This is a genomic window from Actinophytocola xinjiangensis (assembly GCF_001921215.1).
Lineage (GTDB): Bacteria > Actinomycetota > Actinomycetes > Mycobacteriales > Pseudonocardiaceae > Actinophytocola > Actinophytocola xinjiangensis.
Genome location: NZ_MSIF01000011.1, coordinates 242,175 through 261,143, shown reverse-complemented (window position 1 = coordinate 261,143; position 18,969 = coordinate 242,175). Strand labels below are relative to the sequence as shown.

General features: G+C 71.0%; 16 protein-coding genes. 10 read left to right on the top strand and 6 right to left on the bottom strand.

The window, feature by feature from the left end:
- Nucleotides 1-786: 786 nt before the first annotated feature.
- Complete coding sequence (locus tag BLA60_RS43505) at nt 787-1,962, bottom strand: hypothetical protein (RefSeq protein WP_154814524.1); 1,176 nt, start codon at nt 1,960-1,962, stop codon at nt 787-789.
- A gap of 1,091 nt (nt 1,963-3,053) precedes the next feature.
- Here BLA60_RS43505 and BLA60_RS43500 point away from each other — a divergent pair.
- From BLA60_RS43500 to BLA60_RS22915, 7 genes are all read left to right on the top strand, one after another.
- Nucleotides 3,054-3,206, top strand: coding sequence for a hypothetical protein (locus tag BLA60_RS43500; RefSeq protein ID WP_154814523.1), 153 nt, complete (start codon nt 3,054-3,056; stop codon nt 3,204-3,206).
- Nucleotides 3,207-3,305: 99 nt separating this feature from the next.
- Nucleotides 3,306-3,530 (top strand): hypothetical protein, encoded by a 225-nt coding sequence (locus BLA60_RS22940; RefSeq protein ID WP_154814522.1) that lies wholly within the window; start codon nt 3,306-3,308, stop codon nt 3,528-3,530.
- Complete coding sequence (locus BLA60_RS22935; protein WP_075135008.1) at nt 3,527-4,219, top strand: hypothetical protein; 693 nt, start codon at nt 3,527-3,529, stop codon at nt 4,217-4,219. Before BLA60_RS22940 ends, BLA60_RS22935 begins: the two co-directional genes overlap by 4 nt.
- 116 nt (nt 4,220-4,335) lie before the next feature.
- Complete coding sequence (locus BLA60_RS22930) at nt 4,336-9,306, top strand: NAD-glutamate dehydrogenase (protein ID WP_075135007.1); 4,971 nt, start codon at nt 4,336-4,338, stop codon at nt 9,304-9,306.
- A 79-nt stretch (nt 9,307-9,385) separates the two neighbouring features.
- The gene (locus BLA60_RS22925; protein WP_075135006.1) at nt 9,386-9,778 is read left to right on the top strand and encodes an acyl-CoA thioesterase; all 393 of its coding nucleotides are present in this window, start codon (nt 9,386-9,388) and stop codon (nt 9,776-9,778) included.
- The gene (locus BLA60_RS22920; RefSeq protein ID WP_075135005.1) at nt 9,771-10,406 is read left to right on the top strand and encodes a DUF8010 domain-containing protein; all 636 of its coding nucleotides are present in this window, start codon (nt 9,771-9,773) and stop codon (nt 10,404-10,406) included. Before BLA60_RS22925 ends, BLA60_RS22920 begins: the two co-directional genes overlap by 8 nt.
- Nucleotides 10,407-10,473: 67 nt before the next feature.
- A complete protein-coding gene (locus BLA60_RS22915) occupies nt 10,474-10,788 on the top strand; it encodes a hypothetical protein (RefSeq protein ID WP_075135004.1) in 315 nt (104 codons plus the stop codon).
- A 410-nt stretch (nt 10,789-11,198) separates the two neighbouring features.
- Here the strand turns inward: BLA60_RS22915 and BLA60_RS22910 are convergent, their stop codons facing one another.
- Genes BLA60_RS22910 through BLA60_RS22900 form a run of 3 tightly spaced genes read right to left on the bottom strand, consistent with a single transcriptional unit; the run spans nt 11,199 to nt 14,195 of the window.
- On the bottom strand, nt 11,199-12,767 hold the full coding sequence (locus tag BLA60_RS22910; RefSeq protein ID WP_075135003.1) for a glycoside hydrolase family 13 protein: 1,569 nt from the start codon (nt 12,765-12,767) through the stop codon (nt 11,199-11,201).
- Between the two features lie 47 nt (nt 12,768-12,814).
- Nucleotides 12,815-13,204 carry a globin gene (locus BLA60_RS22905; protein ID WP_075135002.1) on the bottom strand — a complete coding sequence of 130 codons (390 nt, stop codon included), beginning with the start codon at nt 13,202-13,204 and terminating at the stop codon, nt 12,815-12,817.
- Nucleotides 13,205-13,226: 22 nt separating this feature from the next.
- Nucleotides 13,227-14,195 (bottom strand): mechanosensitive ion channel family protein, encoded by a 969-nt coding sequence (locus BLA60_RS22900; RefSeq protein WP_075135042.1) that lies wholly within the window; start codon nt 14,193-14,195, stop codon nt 13,227-13,229.
- 236 nt (nt 14,196-14,431) lie between these two features.
- On the opposite strand from BLA60_RS22900, the gene BLA60_RS22895 reads away from it, so the two are divergent.
- A complete protein-coding gene (locus BLA60_RS22895) occupies nt 14,432-14,983 on the top strand; it encodes an HNH endonuclease (RefSeq protein ID WP_075135041.1) in 552 nt (183 codons plus the stop codon).
- 4 nt (nt 14,984-14,987) lie between these two features.
- Here BLA60_RS22895 and BLA60_RS22890 read toward each other — a convergent pair whose 3' ends face one another.
- Entirely contained in the window at nt 14,988-15,227 is a 240-nt protein-coding gene (locus BLA60_RS22890; protein ID WP_075135001.1) for a hypothetical protein, read from the bottom strand.
- A 304-nt stretch (nt 15,228-15,531) separates the two neighbouring features.
- Between BLA60_RS22890 and ctaJ the strand changes: the two genes are divergently transcribed.
- Both ctaJ and BLA60_RS22880 read left to right on the top strand, forming a co-directional pair.
- A complete protein-coding gene (gene ctaJ, locus BLA60_RS22885; protein ID WP_075135000.1) occupies nt 15,532-15,780 on the top strand; it encodes an aa3-type cytochrome oxidase subunit CtaJ in 249 nt (82 codons plus the stop codon).
- Entirely contained in the window at nt 15,767-16,276 is a 510-nt protein-coding gene (locus tag BLA60_RS22880; RefSeq protein WP_075134999.1) for a DUF5130 family protein, read from the top strand. The genes ctaJ and BLA60_RS22880 overlap by 14 nt, the downstream gene beginning before the upstream one ends.
- A 97-nt stretch (nt 16,277-16,373) precedes the next feature.
- On the opposite strand, the gene pepN is transcribed toward BLA60_RS22880, so the two are convergent.
- Nucleotides 16,374-18,941 (bottom strand): aminopeptidase N, encoded by a 2,568-nt coding sequence (pepN, locus tag BLA60_RS22875; protein ID WP_075134998.1) that lies wholly within the window; start codon nt 18,939-18,941, stop codon nt 16,374-16,376.
- Nucleotides 18,942-18,969: the final 28 nt, after the last annotated feature.

Here is an 18,969-nt window from a genome sequence, read left to right as displayed (position 1 = left end):
CGCGTCGGGTGTTGGGGTGTCGTCTGCTGCTGGGTCTGGTGCTGCTTCGGTCGGTGGTGTGGGCGCGTCGGGTGTTGCGGTGTCGTCCGCCGCTGTGTCCTTTGGTTCGGACCCGGGCGCTGTGCCTGGCGCTTCGACCGGTGGTGTTGGCCCGTCCGGGTTTGCGGTGTCGGCTGCTGCTGGGTCTGGTCAGGGCGGCGCTGCCTCGATCGATGGCGCGGGGGCGTCGGGTGTTCCGGTGTCGTCTGCCGCCGTGTCCCTCGGTCCGGACACGGCCCATGCGCCCCGTGCCACCTCGGCGGTTGATGTCGGCGGGTCGGGGGCTGCGGTGTCGTCCGCCGCGGTGTCCGGACAGAGCACGGGTGCCGCGTTCGGCGCTACCGGTGATGCCGGGACATCGGGCGTCCCCGCGTCGCCTGCTGCCTCCTTCGGGTCGGGTACCGGTGCCGCACCTCGCTCGCGCGCCGACGTGGGCGCGTCGACGCTGCCTCCGGCATCCTCGGCGTCCTCTTCGTTCGGCGCGGACGTGGGCACCTCGACCCTCCCCATGTCACCGTTCGTCGTCGTTCCGGAGGCCGGTCCGGCGACCGGGCCTGGTGGCGTCGCGGCGGACAGTTCGGCTGTTCACGGCTCCTCGGACGACGCGCCACCGCCGCTCGCGGAGGAACACACGACGTCCGGTGTCCACACCCGAGCCGTCGGGGAGACCGGCGGCTACCGGCCGGTCGTGGACCTGACGGTGCCGCCGCCCCAGCAGCAGCAGGCCAAGCCGCCCACCGGCTCCACCTACGAACAGACCAGAGCCGAACTCGCCCGCATGATGTCCGCTCTGGAATCCGGTTCCACCCCCGAAACGTCCTCCGACGTCGACCCCTCGGCCGGCCCGGAACCCACCGCCGAACCTCCCACCCCCAACCCGAACACCGGCGCCGACGGACGCTGGTCCTTCGCCCCGGCGGGCGAGTCATCAGCCGCCCCCACCTCACCGGCAGCCGTCGTTCCGTCTCCGTCGCCGACGACCGGTTCGTCACTCCCGGCAGAGTCCTCGCCAGCCAGCCCCCTGCCACTGCCCGCCGACCCGACAACCTCGCCGACGGCACCGCCCCGACGATCGCGCTCAGCTGACTCGCCTGCCAGTTCTCTGCCGACTACCTCGCTCGCGGCGGGTTCCGAGGTTGTTGGGTCGTCGGTGGCTGGGTCTGGGCGGTTGCGTTCGGCTGAGTCATCTGCTGGTTCTTCGCTGGTTACCTCGCTGGCAACGGACTCGGGAGCGGCTGCACCGGCTGGCCAGTCGCGTTCGGTTGACTCGTCGGCCGGTTCTCGGCGGGCGACTTCGCTTGTGGTGGGTTCGGAGGTTGTTGGGTCGTCGGTGGCTGGGTCTGACCTGTCGCGTTCGGGTGAGTCGTCTGCTGGTTCTTCGTTGGTTGCTTCGGTGGCAATGGACTCTGAAGTGGCTGCACCGGGTGACCTGTCGCGTTCGGGTGAGTCGTCTGCTGGTTCTTCGTTGGTTGCTTCGGTGGCAATGGACTCGGGAGCTGCCGCACCGGGTGACCTGTCGCGTTCGGCTGGGTCGTCTGCTGGTTCTTCGTTGGTTGCCTCGCTGGCAACGGACTCCGGAGCGGCCGCACCGGCTGGTTCGGCTGAGACGTCCGCCGGCTCGGCGTCCAGCTCCTTGCTGGCCACGTCGTTCGCGGCGGACTCCTCCCCGGCTGGGTCGGCGACTGCCTCGCCCGGGACGTCACCGGCCGATCCGCTGTTGGCCACGTCGTTCCCGGGCGAGCCGGCGGCGGATTCGTCGGCGGCCGACGGCCGGTCGGTCAGTTCCGCGCCGCCGGCCGAGTCCCTGCCGGCCGCCGCGTCGGCGGCAGGTGACCGGAGCGGGGCGGGTTTACCGGCATCGTCCGCACCGCTGGGCGCGGCTGCCGGACCGGCTTCCGCTTCGCCGGCTGGCTCCGGTCCCACCGGTCGTCGGGATCGGCGGTCGGAGCGGTCTCGGGACTCCAGCACGATGGCCGCGTTGTTGGCCGAGGCGTTGGTCGCCTACCAGGAGACCCAGGACAGTGACGAGCGCGCGCAGAAGTCGGCCGCGCCGGACCAACCGTTCGCCGACACGTCCCGCCATGCCGCCGGTGAGTCCGAACCCCAGCAGACCCCGGCCCCCGACGACATCCGCTCGACCGAGCAGGTCCTTGCCGAACTGCTGATCCCGCTCGCCTCCGAAGGCACCGGCCGACGCCGAGCCGGTTCGCCCGACGAGGGCGCGCCGCGAACGGAGTCGTCGGCCGGGCCGCCGGGTGGGCGTCGTGCCGATCGGCTGGCACGGGAGGCGGGCGAGCGGGTCGATTCGCCGTCTGGTGAGCCGGCCGGGCCGCGTGTCGATCTGGCCGCCGGGCGGACCCGCGCCCACGCCGCCGAGGAGCGGCCGGCCGGGCACCGGGCAGAGCAGATCACCGAAGGCCCGGCCGACCGGCAGTTCGGCCAGGAGACAGTGGGCAGCGTCGCCCTGCCGGCGGCGAGGACCGGCGGACACCGAGCTGAGCCACCGAACGAGGAGTCGACCGGTCACCGACCGGCAGGAACCGTCGACGAGCTGATCGGGCGCCGGCCCACGGCCACCGACACCGAGGCGACCGACCGCCGGACCGCAGGGTTCGACGACGAGGCCGCCGGCCGCCGGCCAGCAGAAGCCGACGGCGAATCAGCGCGTCGTCAGGCGCCGGAAGCCGGCCACGAGGTGACCGGACGCCGCGCTGCCGGAACCGGCCATGAGGCGGTGGGTCGTCGCGCTGCGGGAACTGGCCATGTGGTGACCGGGCGCCAGGCGGCCGGATTCGGCGATGAGGCACCGGGTCGTCGGGCGGTTGGGTCTGGCGATGAGGTGACCGTTCGTCGGGCGGTTGGGTCTGGCGATGGGGTGGCAGGTCATCGTGCTGCGGGGTCTGGCGATGAGATGGCGGGTCGTCGGGAGGCCGGGTCTGGCGATGAGGTGGTGGGTCGTCGCGCTGCGGGAACTGGCCATGTGGTGACCGGGCGCCAGGCGGCCGGATTCGGCGATGAGTCAGCGGGTCGTCGGGCGGTTGGGTCTGGCGATGGGGTGGCAGGTCATCGTGCTGCGGGGTCTGGCGATGAGATGGCGGGTCGTCGCACGGCCGGGTCCGGTGATGGGCTGGCGGGTCGTTGGGCTGCTGGGTCTGGTGGTGAGGTGACTGGGCGTCGGACTGCTGGGTCTGGTGATGAGGTGGCCGGGCGTCGGGCGGCTGGGTCAGGCGATGGGGTCGCAGGTCATCGTGCCGCGGGGTCTGACGATGAGGTGGCGGGTCATCGTGCCGCTGGGTCTGGCGATGAGGTGGTGGGTCGTCGCGCTGCGGGGACCGGCGATGAGTCAGCGGGTCGTCGAGCGGCTGGGTCTGGCGATGAGGTGGTGGGTCGTCGCGCTGCGGGGACCGGCCATGAGGCAGCGGGTCGTCGAGCGGCCGGGTCTGGTGATGAGGCAGCGGGTCGTTGGGCGGCCGGAGCTGGCGATGAGGTGACTGGGCGTCGGGCGGCTGGTTCCGGCGGCGTCGGGCAGGAGGGCGGCGGCGGGCTGGGGGCTCAGGCCGCCGGGACCGGTGACGAGTTGGCTGGGCGGCGCGCCGGCCAGGCACCGGCCGAGCGGGCCGAGCGGCTGGGCGAGGCGACCGGCCTGGGGGTGGAGGGCAGCACCTGGGCCGAGCAGTTCGCCGCGCGGCGGCGGGGGCAGGCGGACGAGTTGGCCGGCCGGCGGGCCGAGCAGCAGCCGGGGAACAAGGCCGGGCGGTGGGCCGAACGTCTCGACGAGGAACTCGCGGCGCGGCGGGCGGCGCGGTCGGCCGGGGAGGCCGGCGACCGACGGATGGACACCGTGGCCGAGGTGGGGCAGCGGTGGGTCGAGCTGTCGACCGGAACGTCGGGGGCGGCTCCGGTGGACGTGGGCGTCGGGACCGGGCGGTGGGGGGCGCAGCGCGGGGCGGACGGGGACGCCGATCGGAGCAGTGGGGCGTGGGCCGAGCGTACGGTCGGGGATGCCGGCCATCGGCGGCATCGGGCGGGGGGAGCGGAGGAGAACGACGAACGAGTCGCCGGGACGTCGGACGGCGGCGGGGCGGGTGCGCCACTCGACGAGGGGTTTGGGTCCTTCGATCGGTTGTTTGACTGGCGCTATCAGTCACCGTCGTCGGGGAGGCATCGGTCCGCTGAGTGAGGGTGGCTACCCTGTGGTCGACTCGGGGCGCCTGCCGCCTGGCCCTGCCCGATGATCCGTTTATGGTGTGCATGCCTGTGGCACACCGACGTGCCGCCAATTGTGGAGTCGCGTAGATGACCTCGACCGGAACCCGGAACCTCGTGGAAACGCCCGGCAATGACGCCGGCAGCGCAGACGGTCCGGAATCCCCGGAGCAGATCCGGGACGATCTCATCGAGCAGGCCGCGACAGCGGCTCCTGACTTGGCCGACCTCATTCGGCTCTACTACCGCTACATTCCCCCGGAAGAGGTCATCGACCACGATGCGGTGGACTTGGTGGGCACGGTGCGTACGCACCGGGGGCTGGCTGAGCAGCGGGTGCCGGGGCGGCCGGCGGTGCGGGTGTTCAACCCGGCCAGCGACACCGACGGGTGGTCCACCGGGGGAACCGTCGTCCAGTTGGTGACCGACGACATGCCCTACCTCGTCGAGTCCGTCACCGCCGAACTCGTCCGGAGCGGCCTGCAGGTCCACCGGGTCGTGCACCCGATCGTCGTCGTGCGGCGGGACGCCGTCGGCGGGCTGCGGGAGGTGCTGCCCTCCGCCGAGGCCGATGACCCGCCGTCGGACGCCCTGGCCGAGAGCTGGATGTCGATCGAGGTCGACCTGATCACCGACGTCGACCGCAGCCGCGAGATCGAGGCCGGGCTGCTGTCGGTCCTCAACGACGTCCGCGAGGTCGTCGAGGACACCGCCAAGATGGCCGGCCATGCCCTCGGCCTCGCCGACCAGCTCGAACAGCACCCGCCGGTGGACGTGACCCAGTCCACCGAGGGCGCGGCGCTGCTGCGCTGGCTCGCCGACGGCCACTTCACCTTCCTCGGCTACCGCCACTACGAACTCGTCGGCGAGGACCGGCTCGCGCTGCGCGCCTCGCTGGCCAGCGGCCTCGGTGTCCTGCGCCGCGACAGCCTCGCCGAGCGCACCCTGCCGGCCGGGCCCAACACGCTCAACCAGGCCCTGTCCTCCGACCTGCTCGTGCTCACCGAGGCCTCCGAGCCCTCCAGCGTCCACCGATCGACGTACCCGTACTACGTTGGGGTGAAGACCTTCGACGCGGAGGGCAACGTCACCGGCGAGCACCGGTTCCTCGGGGTCTTCACCATCAACGCCCTGCACGAGGACGTCCTGGACATCCCGGTCGTCGGCCGAAGGGTGCGCGAGGTCATCCACCGCGCCGGGTTCCCGCTCGACTCCTACACCGGGCAGCGGATGTTGGAGGTCATCCAGAACTGGCCGCGCTCGGAACTGTTCTCCACCAACACCGACACCCTCTACCAGACCACCACCGGCGTCATCGCCCTCGCCGACCGCCGGCGGCTGCGGCTGTTCCTGCGCCGCGACCCCTACGGCCGCTTCTACTCGTGCCTGGTGTTCCTGCCGCGCGACCGCTACACCACGACCTCCCGGCTGGCCATGCAGGAGGTCCTGATCGACGAACTCGGCGGCAAACACCTCGAGTTCTCCACCCGAATCGGTGAGACGTCACTCGCCCAGGTGCATTTCACCGTGCACACCGTCGACCCTGAGCAGGCCGTCGACGCCGACGTGGCGCGCATCCAGGCCCGGATGACCGAGGCCGTGCGCACCTGGGACGACCGCCTGGTCGAGGCCGTGTTCGCCGAGCAGCGCGAACTGCTCGCCGAGGGCGCCGACGACCAGACCGTCACCGTCGGCGCCGAGTCCGCGACCGAACAGGGCCAGCGGTTCGCCGACGTGTTCCCCGAGGCCTACAAGGAGGACTTCGACGCGATCGCGGCGCTGGCCGACCTGCGCCGCCTCGAACGGCTGCGGCACACCGGCGACATGGACCTCGCCTTCTACGAGCCGCCGCACGCCGAGCCGGGCGAACGCCGTTTCAAGCTCTACATCTCCGGCCCGGGCGTCACGCTGTCCCAGGTCCTGCCGGTGCTGCAGCAGATGGGCATCGAGGTCGTCGACGAGCGCCCCTACGACCTGCGCTACGAGGACGGCACCAAGTGGTGGATCTACGACTTCGGTCTGCGGATCGACCCGGCGCTGGTCGAGGGCCTGGCCCAGGAGGAACGCGAGGAGCAGCGCGGCGAGTTCGAGCAGGCCTTCGCCGCGATCTGGCGCGGGGACGCCGACTCCGACCGGTTCAACTCGCTGGTGCTGCGCGCCGGCCTCGACTGGCGCCAGGCCACCCTGCTGCGCGCCTACGCCCGCTACCTGCGCCAGGCCGGCACCCCGTACTCCACCGAGTACATCGAGGACGCGGTCCTTGGCCACACCGACGTCGCCACCGCGCTGGTCGAGCTGTTCGAAACCCGCTGTGACCCGACGCTGGCCGACCGGCGGCGCCGCGAGTCCGTCGACGACCAGGTCACCCGCATCACCGCGATGATCGACGAGGTCACCAGCCTCGACGCCGACCGCATCCTGCGCAGCTTCCTCAACCTCATCTGCGCGACCCTGCGCACCAACTACCGGGTCCGCGACGCCGACGGCCGCCCGCGCCCCTACCTGGCGGTCAAGCTCGACCCGCGGCTGGTGCCCGAACTGCCCGAGCCGCGCCCCAAGTTCGAGATCTTCGTGTACTCGCCGCGGGTCGAGGGCGTGCACCTGCGGTTCGGTCCGGTCGCCCGCGGCGGGCTGCGCTGGTCGGACCGCCGCGAGGACTTCCGCACCGAGGTCCTGGGTCTGGTCAAGGCGCAGGCGGTGAAGAACGCGGTGATCGTGCCGGTCGGCGCGAAGGGCGGGTTCGTCGTCAAACGTCCGCCCGCGGCCACCGGCGACCCGGGACCCGACCGCGAGGCGTACCTGGCCGAGGGCGTGGCCTGCTACCGCATGTTCATCTCCGGGCTGCTCGACCTGACCGACAACCTGCGCGAGGGCGAGGTGCTGCCGGCCAAGGACGTCGTGCGCTACGACGGCGACGACACCTACCTGGTCGTCGCCGCCGACAAGGGCACGGCGACGTTCTCCGACATCGCCAACGAGGTCGCCGCCAGCTACGGCTTCTGGCTCGGTGACGCGTTCGCCTCCGGCGGCTCGGTCGGCTACGACCACAAGGCCATGGGCATCACCGCGCGCGGCGGGTGGGAGAGCGTCAAACGGCACTTCCGCGAGCTGGGCAAGGACACCCAGACCGAGGACTTCACGGTCGTGGGCATCGGCGACATGGCCGGTGACGTGTTCGGCAACGGAATGCTGCTCTCCCAGCACATCCGGCTGGTCGCCGCGTTCAACCACATGCACGTGTTCATCGACCCCACCCCCGACGCCGCCGCCTCGTTCACCGAGCGCCGGCGGCTGTTCGACCTGCCCCGCTCCAGCTGGGACGACTACGACCGGTCGCTGATCAGCGCCGGCGGCGGGGTGTGGCCGCGCACCCTCAAGTCGATCCCGGTCAGCGAGCAGGCGCGGGTGGCGCTCGGGCTGCCGGAGGGCACCACCAAGCTCCCCCCACCGGACCTGATCAAGGCGATTCTGCTGGCCGAGGTCGACCTGCTGTGGAACGGCGGCATCGGCACCTACGTCAAGGCCAGCACCGAAACCAACGCCGAGGTCGGCGACAAGGCCAACGACGCGGTCCGGGTCAACGGCGCGGACCTGCGGGTCAACGTCGTCGGCGAGGGCGGCAACCTGGGGTGCACCCAGCGCGGCCGCATCGAGTTCGCCCGGGGCGGCGGCAAGATCAACACCGATGCGCTGGACAACTCCGCCGGGGTGGACTGCTCCGACCACGAGGTCAACATCAAGATCCTGCTCGACCACCTGGTCACCCAGGGCGCGCTGTCCGGCGACCAGCGCAACGAGCTGCTGGTGGCGATGACCGACGAGGTCGCCGACCTGGTCCTGGCCGACAACTACAACCAGAACGCCGTGCTCGGGGTGAGCCGCGCGCACGCGGTGCCGATGCTGACCGTGCTGGCCAGGCTGGTCAGCAACCTGGAGGAGCACGCCGGCCTGGACCGCGACCTGGAGGCGCTGCCCTCCACGGCCCGGTTCAAGGCGATGGACAAGGCCGGCGAGGGTCTGTCGTCGCCGGAGCTGGCCTCGCTGCTCGCGCACGTCAAGCTCTCCCTCAAGGAGGAGGTGCTGGCCAGCGAGCTGCCCGACGCCGACGTGTTCGCCAGGCGGCTGCCGGAGTACTTCCCCAGCGAGCTGCGTGACGCGTTCGGCCCGGCGATCGCCCAGCATCCGCTGCGCCGCCAGATCACCACGACGCTCGTGGTCAACGAGGTGGTCGACGGCGGCGGCGTGTCCTACGCGTTCCGCCTGTCGGAGGAGATGAACGCGACCGCGACCGACGCGGTGCGCGCGTTCACCGCGGTCACCGCGATCTACGATCTGCAGGCGCTGTGGCGCGACATCCGCGCACTGGACAACGTGGTGGCCACCGACGTCGCCGACAGCATGGTGCTGGAGAGCCGGCGGCTGCTGGACCGCGCGTCGCGCTGGCTGCTGTCCAACCGGCCGCAGCCGCTGGCGGTCGGCGCCGAGATCAACCGGTTCCGCGACGTGGTCTCCGAGCTGGCGCCCGAGGTCGGCACGCTGCTGCGCGGCGCCGAACGGGACAACGTGGCCGAGCACGCCGAGCGGCTCGTCGGCCAGGGCGTGCCGGTGGGGCTGGCGGCCAGGGCGGCGTCGCTGCTCAACGGCTACTCGCTGCTCGACGTCACCGAGGTCTCCGAACTGGCCGAGCGCGACGCCGGGCTGGACATCGAACGCAGTCCCCGGGAGACCGCCGAGCTGTACTACGCGCTGTCCGACCACCTGAGCATCGACTCGATGCTGACGTCGATCAGCGCGCTGGAGCGGGGCAACCGCTGGCACGCGCTGGCCAGGCTCGCGCTGCGCGACGACCTGTACTCGTCGCTGCGGGCGATCACCCTGGACGTGCTGCGCCAGAGCGACCCCGGCACGTCGGCCGACGAGAAGATCGCGAACTGGGAGCACACCAACGCCTCCCGGCTCGCGCGCTCGCGGATGTCGTTGGAGGAGATCCGCCGCGTGGCGCGGCTCGATCTGGCCACACTGTCGGTCGCCGCCCGGCAGGTGCGCAGTATGGTCCGTTAGTGAGTGAGCGGCTCGACCGAGTGGGCGAGGGGGAGTCGTGGGCGTGTACATAGCCGAGGTCCGGCCGAGGTGGTCGGACATGGACGCGTACGGGCACGTGAACCACGCCAGCACCGTGACCCTGATCGAGGAGGCCAGGGTGGCCCTGCTGTTCGGCGAGGCCGCCGGGCACGCCGGGGCGGAGGAGCTGGCCAAGGGTGTGGTGGTGGCCAGGCTGGTGGTCGACTACCACGCGCCGCTGGTCGCCAGCGGCGCGGCGATCCGGGTGGCGCTGTCGGTGCGGGAGATGCGCAACGCGATGTTCACCATGGACTACCAGGTCCACAGTGGACCGTCGGAGTCGGATCCGGTGGCGGTCACCGCGGAGACACTGCTGGTGCCCTACGACCCGGTGAACAACCGCCCACGTCGGATGTCGGACGCGGAGAAGGACTTCCTTGCCGCCTGGCGCAGCGGGAGCAACGGTGCCTGAACTGCGGTTCACCGAACAGTCGGAACGTGACGACCTGGGTGCGTTCGTCGCCCGCGCCGTCCGCCTCGACGGCCAGACCGTGGTGCGCCTGCGCACCCGGGACGGCGGCCGGATCGACTCGTGGGTGGCGACCCCGTTCGACGTGCTGGCGACCAGGACCGTGCACGGCACCGTCGACCCGGCCGACGTGACGGTGTCGGGCAACGAACTGTTGGCGGCCCTGGCGATCGCGCGCGGCGACCGGGTCGATCCCGGGCCGGTACTGGACATCCAGTGGCGTTCGGCGCTGCCGCCGCAGGCCCACTGGCAGGTCGTCGAGTCCCTGCCGGCGAAGGTGGTGACCGACCTTGCCGACCGGGGTCTGGAGCTGGCCAGGCAGAACTCGGGCCCGCACGGCACCCCGCCGGCGTCCCTGCTCGACCAGACGGTGCTCACGGTCAGCGGCGACGGCCTGGAGGTCAAGATCCCGCTGCGCTGCCTGTTCGCCATGTCCGGCATGGGTTTCCTCGGCAACGGCCCGGACGACGAACACGTCCGGGTGACCGCCACGGACGCGTGGCTGCGCATCGATGCCCGGTTCGGCGCGGTCGTGCGCCGACGGCACGCACTGTTGCCACTGCTCGTGTGACCTTGCCAAGTCCTTACGGCCGGGTGCCGCAGGGCACCACCCCACCGGCACGAGGAGTCCAACGCCCATGACCGACGACGACCCCACCCGGGCCTTCCTCGACAACACCGTCCCCCGCGACGACGCGTGGGAGGGGGTCGAACCGCCGGAGGGCCCGGCGCGCCCCCGGCACCTGACCTACTCGACCGAACCGGACAGCCTGCGCACCGCCCAACAACGCCGCCGCGACACGATCCGCAACGCGGCGTGGACCTTCGGCCCCAGCGTCGCCTACCTGGCCGGCTCCGCCGCCTTCGCCGGCCAAGCCTCCGCCGACCCGGACCCGGACGACGATCCTGACCTCGACTACGGCGAGGTCGGCGACATCGGCAGCGGCCTGTAAACCGCCAACCACCTGACCGCCCGCCCACACCCGGCGCCAACAGGTGCGAACGCAAACGCCATTCCCCACACCACATCGCCGCCGTCAAGGGGGACCCCTTGTCTTCAGGCTAGCGAATGGCACCGACAGTTCTGGCTGGCCGAGGCGAGTTGTCCACAGGCGCGATGGTTCAGCCGGTCCGTCGCGTTACCCGGACTGGCTCCGCGCAACCGTCTCCGCTCGATCGGACCGAGCCGCGCACTCGCCCGCAGTCGCTCGCGGCAGGTGCGAACGCAAACGCCACTGCCCACACCGCATCGCCGTTGCCAAGGGGGACCCCTTGTCTTCAGGCTAGCCAACGGCACCGACAGTTCCGGTCGGCCGTGGTGAGTTGTCCACAGGGGTGGAGCCGGTCGATCAGGGGGAAACGGTCAGACCAGCCAGGCGGCCGTGTTCGGGGGGAGGTGGCCCTCCTCCAGTGGTCCGCTCGACAGCAGCACCTCACCCGGCGGCAGCGGAACCGCCGCTTCGGACGTGTTCAGCGCGCAGATCAACCCGCCGCCCTTGCGCCGGTACGCGAAGCATCCTTCGGGCGCCCCGTACCATTCCAGCGCCTCCCCGGCGAACGCTTCGTGGGTCTTGCGCAGTTCCAGCGCCTGCCGGTACAGCGACAGCGTCGAGTCCGCGTCCTCCAGTTGCCGTTCGACGGTCAGGGCCGACCATTCCGCCGGCATCGGCAGCCAGGTCCGCTCGGCGGTGGAGAACCCGAACGGGGGGTCCGAGCCCTCCCACGGCAGCGGGACGCGGCACAGGTCCCGGCCTCGGTCGGTTCCGCCGGAGCGGCGCCACCGGGGGTCCTGGAGCGCCCAGTCGGGCAGGTCGACGTTCGGTAGGCCGAGTTCCTCGCCGTTGTACACGTACACCACGCCGGGCAGGGCCAGTTCGACCAGCGCCATCGCCCGGGCGCGTCGGGTTCCGAGCTCACCGCCGCCGTAGCGGCTGACCTCGCGCCACACGTCGTGGTTGGACAGGGTCCAGGTGGGCGGGGCGCCGGCGGCCGCGGCGGCGGCGAGGGGCTCCTCGATGGCCGTTCGGACCTGGGCGGCGTCGTAGCCGGTGAGGACGAGCCGGAAGTTGAAGCCCAGGTGCAGTTCGTCGGGGCGCAGGTAGCGGGCGAGGCGGTCGTTGTCGGTCACCCAGATCTCGCCGACGGCCATCGTGTTGGGGTAGCCGTCGAGGACCTTGCGGATCATCCGGTGAATGTCGTGGACGCCGTCGTCGTCGAAGCGGGGGTCGTAGTAGGGGGACGGGCCGATGGCGGTGGCGGCGCGGGGGTCCATGTCGGGCAGGCCGTCGGGTTTGGCCATGCCGTGGGCGACGTCGATCCGGAAGCCGTCGACGCCCCGGTCGAGCCAGAACCGCAGGGTGTGTTCCAGGTCCTCGCGGACCTCGCCGTTGTCCCAGTTCAGGTCGGGCTGGGTGGAGTCGAACAGGTGCAGGTACCACTGGCCGTCGGGCACCCTGGTCCACGCCGGCCCGCCGAACACGCTCACCCAGTTGTTGGGCGGCGCCTCACCGGTGCCGTCGCGGAAGACGTAGCGGTCGCGTTCGGGGCCGTGGGGGGCGCCGCGCAGCGCGTCGGCGAACCAGCGGTGCTGGTCGCTGGTGTGGTTGGGGACCAGGTCGACGGTGACCCGGATGCCGTGCTGGTGGGCGTCGGCGACCAGCCGGTCGAAGGCCTCCAGGTCACCGAACAGCGGGTCGACGTCGCGGGGGTCGGCCACGTCGTAGCCGTGGTCGGCCATCGGCGAGCGGAAGAACGGGGTGAGCCACAGCGCGTCGACGCCGAGCAGTTCCAGGTAGCCGAGGCGGGCGCGGATGCCTTCCAGGTCGCCGACGCCGTCGCCGTCCGAGTCCGCGAACGAGCGCACGTACACCTGGTAGAAGACCGCCCCCCGCCACCAGTCGGACTCGGGGCCGGTCTCACCTGTTCTACGCACGATCGGTCATCCTGCCACCCCTGGCCCGACAGTCCGAGCGATTACGCTCACGTCCAGCTGTTCATCAGACTGTTGGCCGCCATCTCCAGGTAGGTCCACAGCTGGTCGCGGTGCTCGTCGGACAGCCCGGCCTCGTCGACCGCGATCCTCATGCAGCGCAGCCACGCGTCCCGCTCGATGGGACCGATCGCGAACGGCTGGTGACGCATCCGCAACCGGGGGTGTCCGCGCCGCTCCGAGTAGGTGTGCGGGCCGCCCCAGTACTGCATGAGGAACAGCCGGAACCGCTCCTCGGCCGGCCCGAGGTCCTCCTCCGGGTAGAGCGGCCGGAGCACCTCGTCGCTGGCGACCTCCTGGTAGAACCGGGCGACGATGCCGCGGAAGACCTCCTCGCCGCCGACGGCCTGGTAAAAGCTCACTGTGTCGGGTGTGGCCACCGCTCCATCCTCGCATTTCGTCTCAGGCTTCCGGCGGGGGGAAGCCCCGCGACATGGGGCCGCGGATCCCGGCGTCCTCGAACGCCTCCATCACCCTGGCCCGCAGCGTGCGCTGCACCGCCCACTGCCGGCCCGGTCGGGTCTTGACCGTCAGGCGCATCGTGATGCCCTCGGCGGCGCTGACCCGCTCGACGCCGAGCACCTGCGGCGGTTCCAGCACGTCCTCGGCGACCTCGTTCTCGATCGTGTCGGTCGACACGCGGCCGAGGATCTCGGTGGCCTGCCCGACGTCGGCGCCGTAGCCGATCGGCACGTCCACCACGGCCACCGCGAAGCCCTGGCTGGAGTTGCCGACCCGCAGGATCTCACCGTTGCGCACGTACCAGACGGTTCCGTTGACGTCACGCAACGTCGTGATCCGCAGGCCGACGGCCTCGACGGTGCCGCTGGCCTCGCCGACGTCGACGACGTCACCGACGCCGTACTGGTCCTCCAGCATCATGAACACCCCGGAGAGGAAATCCCTTACCAGGTTCTGCGCACCGAATCCGATCGCGACGCCGAGAATGCCGGCCGAGGCGAGCACCGGCGCGAGGTTCACGCCCAGCTCGCCGAGGATCATCATGAAGGCCAGCCCGTAGACGATCACCGAGGTGATCGACTTGAACACCGAGCCGATGGTCCTGGCGCGTTGGGCGCGCCGCTCGGAGAGCAGCTGGCCCAGGGCCTGGGGGGCGCGCTCACGCAGTGGTCTGAGCAGCGCCGGGATCTTGCCGCCGTTGTTGTCCCTGGTCAGCCTGTCGATCAACCGGTGGACCAGCAGCCTGATCATGAACGCGACCAGCAGGATCAGCGCGATCGTGAGGGGGGTCGCCAGCAGCCAGTGGGCCGAGGAGGCCAGCCACTGGTTGTTGGTCAGGTCGAAGACGGTGTTGCACCAACTGTCGTCGGCCGCACATTCGCCGGGCTGCAGCGAGAGCTGCTCATCGATCACGGGGGCGACGATAGTAGCGCTTTCGAGTGGTCTGTTCACCAGATCTTTGTGGGGTGAAGCCGGACACGTTACGCAACACGCGTGCGTTACAGGGGTGATCTGTGGTCTGCTATGCCTGCCGCACTGGTGGAGGTGGTCGCGTGCCCGACCGACATCCGACCCCGATCGGCGCAGCCCGAGGGCTGGCGCCGCGGACCCAGGCGCGTCCGAATTCGGCAGCGTCAGCGTCGGATATCGGTGCCCCCGAGCAGACCACCGGGCCACCGTCGTGGGGGCGTCGCCGGGTGCTCCTGCTCAACGCCACCTTCGAGCCGCTCACCGCTCTGCCGCTGCGCCGCGCGGTGGTGCTGGTGGTGTGCGGCAAGGCCGAGGTCGTGCACGGTGATCCCAGTGGCCTGGTCCTGCACTCCGCGACGGACGCGGTGCTGGTGCCGTCGGTGATCCGGCTGAGCTCGTTCGTCCGGGTTCCCTACCGGGCGCGGGTGCCGCTGACCAGGGCGGGTCTCATGCACCGCGACCGGTACCGGTGTGCCTACTGCGGTGCGCGGGCGGAGACGATCGACCATGTCATCCCGCGCAGCCGGGGCGGCGAGCACACCTGGCAGAACTGCGTGGCCTGCTGTGTGAAGTGCAACCACCGCAAGGCCGACAAGCTGCTCGCCGAGCTGGGCTGGCGGCTGCGGACCGTGCCTCGGGCGCCGCGTGGCGTGCACTGGCGCCTGCTGGCCGGCGTCGGCGACGCCGACCCGCAGTGGTTGCCCTATCTCGGTGAGCCGGCCGCCTGAGCGGTCAGGCCGTGACCCGGGTGCCCCGGGTGACGCGCGTGCCTCGGGTGACCCTGGTGCCGGCGGTGACGCGGGTGCCCCGGGTGACCCGCGTTCCCCTGGTCACGCGCGTGCCGGCGGTGACCCTGGTGCCTCGGGTGACCCTGGTGCCGCGCGTCACGCGGGTTCCGAGGGTGACGACCGTCTCGTGCTGGTCCGAACGGGTGAAGATCGGCGCGGCGGCGCTCGTGATGCACGTGGACATGGGCGGGTCTCCTCGGCGTTTGACGCACGGAGCGTGCGGGTGAGGGGTGCGCAAGGGCCGTACAGGTGAAAGCTAGGAGTTCCCACTGTAACCGGCAAGACCTGGACGGTGACGATGGCCGCACAATTGCGGCACCTAGGCCGTTCGGAGCGGGTGTTTGGGCCCAATGACCGACGGGGGCGGCCCTCCGGCGGCGCAGGGCCGGTTACCGAGACTGCCGTAGCGGTCACCGGACGTGATCACCTCGGGTGGTTGGGCCTTGCCCCATGCCGAGCTGTCAGCGGAGATCGGTAGTCTGTCGCGCGTGAACGTCGTGGAGACTCTTCTCGTCTACGCGGTGATCCCGCTGGCCATCTACGGCGTGGTCGCCCTCCTGACGCTGCGTGACAAGCGTGCGCGTGGCCCGAGGTACCGGCCTGGGCAGTCCTGGGACTTCCCGCCGGTGTGGTGGACCGCCAACCCGGCGGGGGTCGGTGATCAGGCCTCGGCCGTGCCCTCCGGCGGCGGCAAGGCGAAGCGCACGGCCAAGGGAGGCGCTCGTGGCAGCTGGTGAGGTCGTGACGACGTCGGGCGCGCCCGGCGAGATCATCGCGGAGGACCCTGAGCACGGTTACGGTGCCGTCGTGACGGCCAGCGGCCGGATCTCGGTGGCCCGCGAGTACGAGCCGGTGGTGTCGGAGGTTCCGTTCAACTCGGTGCAGCTCTCGCGCCTGGACGAGGCGCTGACCCTGTCGGCGCGCACGACCGGGCTGGGCTTCAGCGTGTACCTCGGCGATCTGGGCGACGACTCCCGGGAGACCGCTGAGGGACTGCACGCGCAGTACGGGGCCAACGCGGCCTCGGCGGTGCTGGTGGCCGTGTCCCCGGCGCAGCGCCGGGTGGAGATCGTCACCGGCGCCGAGTCCGTCCGCCGGCTGCCCGACCGGGCGTGCAATCTCGCGGTGATGAGCATGGTCGCTTCCTTCAAGGAAGGCGACCTGATCGGTGGGCTGGTCAGCGGCCTGCGCATGTTGTGCGATCAGGCCGGATCGCCGCCGCCCAAGCGTTGATTCTTTCCCTGCCGCGACCTGCCTGTTGGCGGGTCGCGGTTTTTTGTCGCCTTCCCTGGGGGCCCAGGACATCAGGCCCCCAGGGACGACAGCGGAACTAGTCCGAACGATCAGCGGCCCGAGCGGCGAGAGCCCGAAGAATTCCGGCCCGCCCCTCGGAAACCAACCGCCGCAACGCCGGCGGGTGCACGTTCTCCGAAAGCCAGGCGTCCGCGGCGGCGACGGTGTCCGACGACACCGCCCAGGACGGGAACAGCCCGGTGGCCATGGGCTGAGCCCGTTCACTGGACCGCCGGCCCCACACGTCGGCGACGTCGTCGAAGTACCGGGGAACGTAGGACGCGATCAGCTCACGCTGGGCCGGGTGCGAGAACCCGGCGATGATCGACTCGTTGACCGCGTTCGGCAGTTCGTCGTCGTGCACCGCCCGTCGCCAGGCCTCGGCCTTCGCCTCGGCCGTGGGGCGTAGGGCGCGGGCGCGTTCGGCGTGCCGGTTTCCGGTGGCGGTCGAGTCGGCGGTGAGGGCGTCGTCGACCTCGCGTTCGGTCGCGGCGTCGTGGGCCACCAGGGCGTGCAGCAGGCGCCACCGCAGGTCGGTGTCGACGGTCAGGCCTTCCAGCGGGGCCGAGCCGTCGAGCCAGCCGCGCAGCACCGCGAGTTTCGCGGAGTCGAGGACCGAGCCGGCGAGGGCGTTGACCAGGGCGAGCTGGTGGTCCGAGCCGGGCGGCACGGACGATGCCAGCTCCAGCAGGCGGTCGGTGAGGATCTGCCAGCCCTCGGCCGTCCAGGACGGGTCGGCGTAGGAGGCGATGGCGGTCTGGGCCTGCAGCAGCAGCCGCTGGACGACACCGACCTCGGTTTCGGCCGGCAGGCCGTGGCACACGAGCCGGACGAAGTCGCGGGCCTTGAACTCGGCCTCGCGGGTCATCTCCCACGCCGCTGACCAGCACAGGGTCCGGGGCAGCGGCTCGGTGATGTCGCCGATCCGCTCCACCAGCGTGGCCAGGGAGTCCGGGTCGAGGCGCATCGTGCAGTAGCTCAGGTCGTCGTCGTTGATCAGCAGGAGTTTGCCGCGTTGGACGCCGATCAGGTCGGGGACCTCGGTGCGTTCACCGTCGACGTCGATCTCCGAGCGGTGGGTGCGGACCAGTTTGCCGTCGGCGTCGTCGTAGACGCCGATGGCGACGCGGTGGGTGCGCAGCTCACCGGCCCCGGGCCTGGCGCCGCCCTGGCTGATCGCGAACGACGTGAACGCGCCGTTCGCGTCGACGTCGAACTCGGGGCGCAGCGTGTTGAGGCCGGTGGTCTCCAGCCACTGCGCGCTCCACCACGACAGGTCGCGCCCGGACGCCTCCTCCAGCGCGGAGAACAGGTCGGCGAGCGTCGCGTTGCCCCACGCGTGCTTGGCGAAGTACACCCGCAGGCCGGACAGGAAGTTCTCCAACCCGACGTAGGCCACCAGCTGCTTGAGGACGCTCGCGCCCTTCGCGTAGGTGATGCCGTCGAAGTTGACCTCGACGGCCTGCAGGTCGGGGATGTCGGCGGCGACCGGGTGGGTCGAGGGCAGCTGGTCCTGGCGGTAGGCCCAGGACTTCTCGATGTTGGCGAAGCTGGTCCACGCGTGCTTGTACTCGGTGGCCTCGGCCTGGGCCAGCACGCTCGCGAACGTGGCGAACGACTCGTTGAGCCACAGGTCGTCCCACCAGCGCATGGTCACCAGGTCGCCGAACCACATGTGCGCCATCTCGTGCAGCACGGTCTCGCAGCGCCGCTCGTAGGCGTAGCGGGTGACCCTGCTGCGGAACACGTAGTCCTCGAGGAAGGTCACGCAGCCGGCGTTCTCCATCGCGCCGGCGTTGAACTCCGGCACGAAGCACTGGTCGTACTTGCCGAACGGGTACGGGACGCCGAAGTTCCTGTGGTAGAAGGCGAAACCCTGCTTGGTTTCGGTGAACAGGCGCTGGGCGTCCATGTGCTCGGCCAGCGAGGAGCGGCAGTACAGGCCCAGGGGGATCGTCCCCAGGTCGTCGCTGTACTCGTCCCGCCACTCGGCGTACGGGCCGGCGACCAGTGCCACCACATAGGTGGACATTCGTTCGGTGGTCTTGAACACGTGCCGTACGGCGCCGTCGGTGCCGGTGGGCTCACTGGACTCCAGCGGCGCGCAGGAGATCACCTTCCACGACTTGGGGGCGATCACCGTCAGCCGGTAGGTGGCCTTCAGGTCGGGCTGGTCGAAGCAGGTGAACATCCGCTTCGCGTCGGCCGTCTCGAACTGGGTGTACAGGTACACGCCCTTGTCCACCGGATCGGTGAACCGGTGCAGACCCTCGCCGGTGTTGGTGTACTCGCAGGTGGCCCGGACGGTGACCGAGTTGTTCTCGGCGAGCCCGGGCAGGGCGATCCCGTCGTCCTCGCGGTAGCCGCTCACGTCCAGCGCGGTGCCGTTGAGCTCGGCGGAGTGCACCGACTCGGCGACCAGGTCGATCCAGGAGTCGGCGCCCGGCCGGCGGCTGCGGAAGGTCGCCGTGGTGGTCGAGGTGAACGTGCGTTCGCCCGGTTGACCATGACCGTTCGTGAGGTCCAACTCGATGTCATAGGTCCGCACATCGAGTAGCGCAGCGCGCTGCTGTGCATCGTCACGGGTCAGGTTGGGCGGAGCCACAGGTCACCTCAAGCCTTGGTTGGTGTGC

Excerpts from the sequence above, each read along its gene's own strand:
- BLA60_RS43500 (WP_154814523.1), top strand. The coding sequence starts at position 3,054 with ATGAGTCAGCGGGTCGTCGGGCGGTTGGGTCTGGCGATGGGGTGGCAG.
- BLA60_RS22940 (WP_154814522.1), top strand. The coding sequence starts at position 3,306 with ATGAGGTGGCGGGTCATCGTGCCGCTGGGTCTGGCGATGAGGTGGTGG.
- BLA60_RS22930 (WP_075135007.1), top strand. The coding sequence starts at position 4,336 with ATGACCTCGACCGGAACCCGGAACCTCGTGGAAACGCCCGGCAATGAC.
- BLA60_RS22925 (WP_075135006.1), top strand. The coding sequence starts at position 9,386 with ATGGACGCGTACGGGCACGTGAACCACGCCAGCACCGTGACCCTGATC.
- BLA60_RS22915 (WP_075135004.1), top strand. The coding sequence starts at position 10,474 with ATGACCGACGACGACCCCACCCGGGCCTTCCTCGACAACACCGTCCCC.
- BLA60_RS22890 (WP_075135001.1), bottom strand. The coding sequence starts at position 15,227 with ATGTCCACGTGCATCACGAGCGCCGCCGCGCCGATCTTCACCCGTTCG.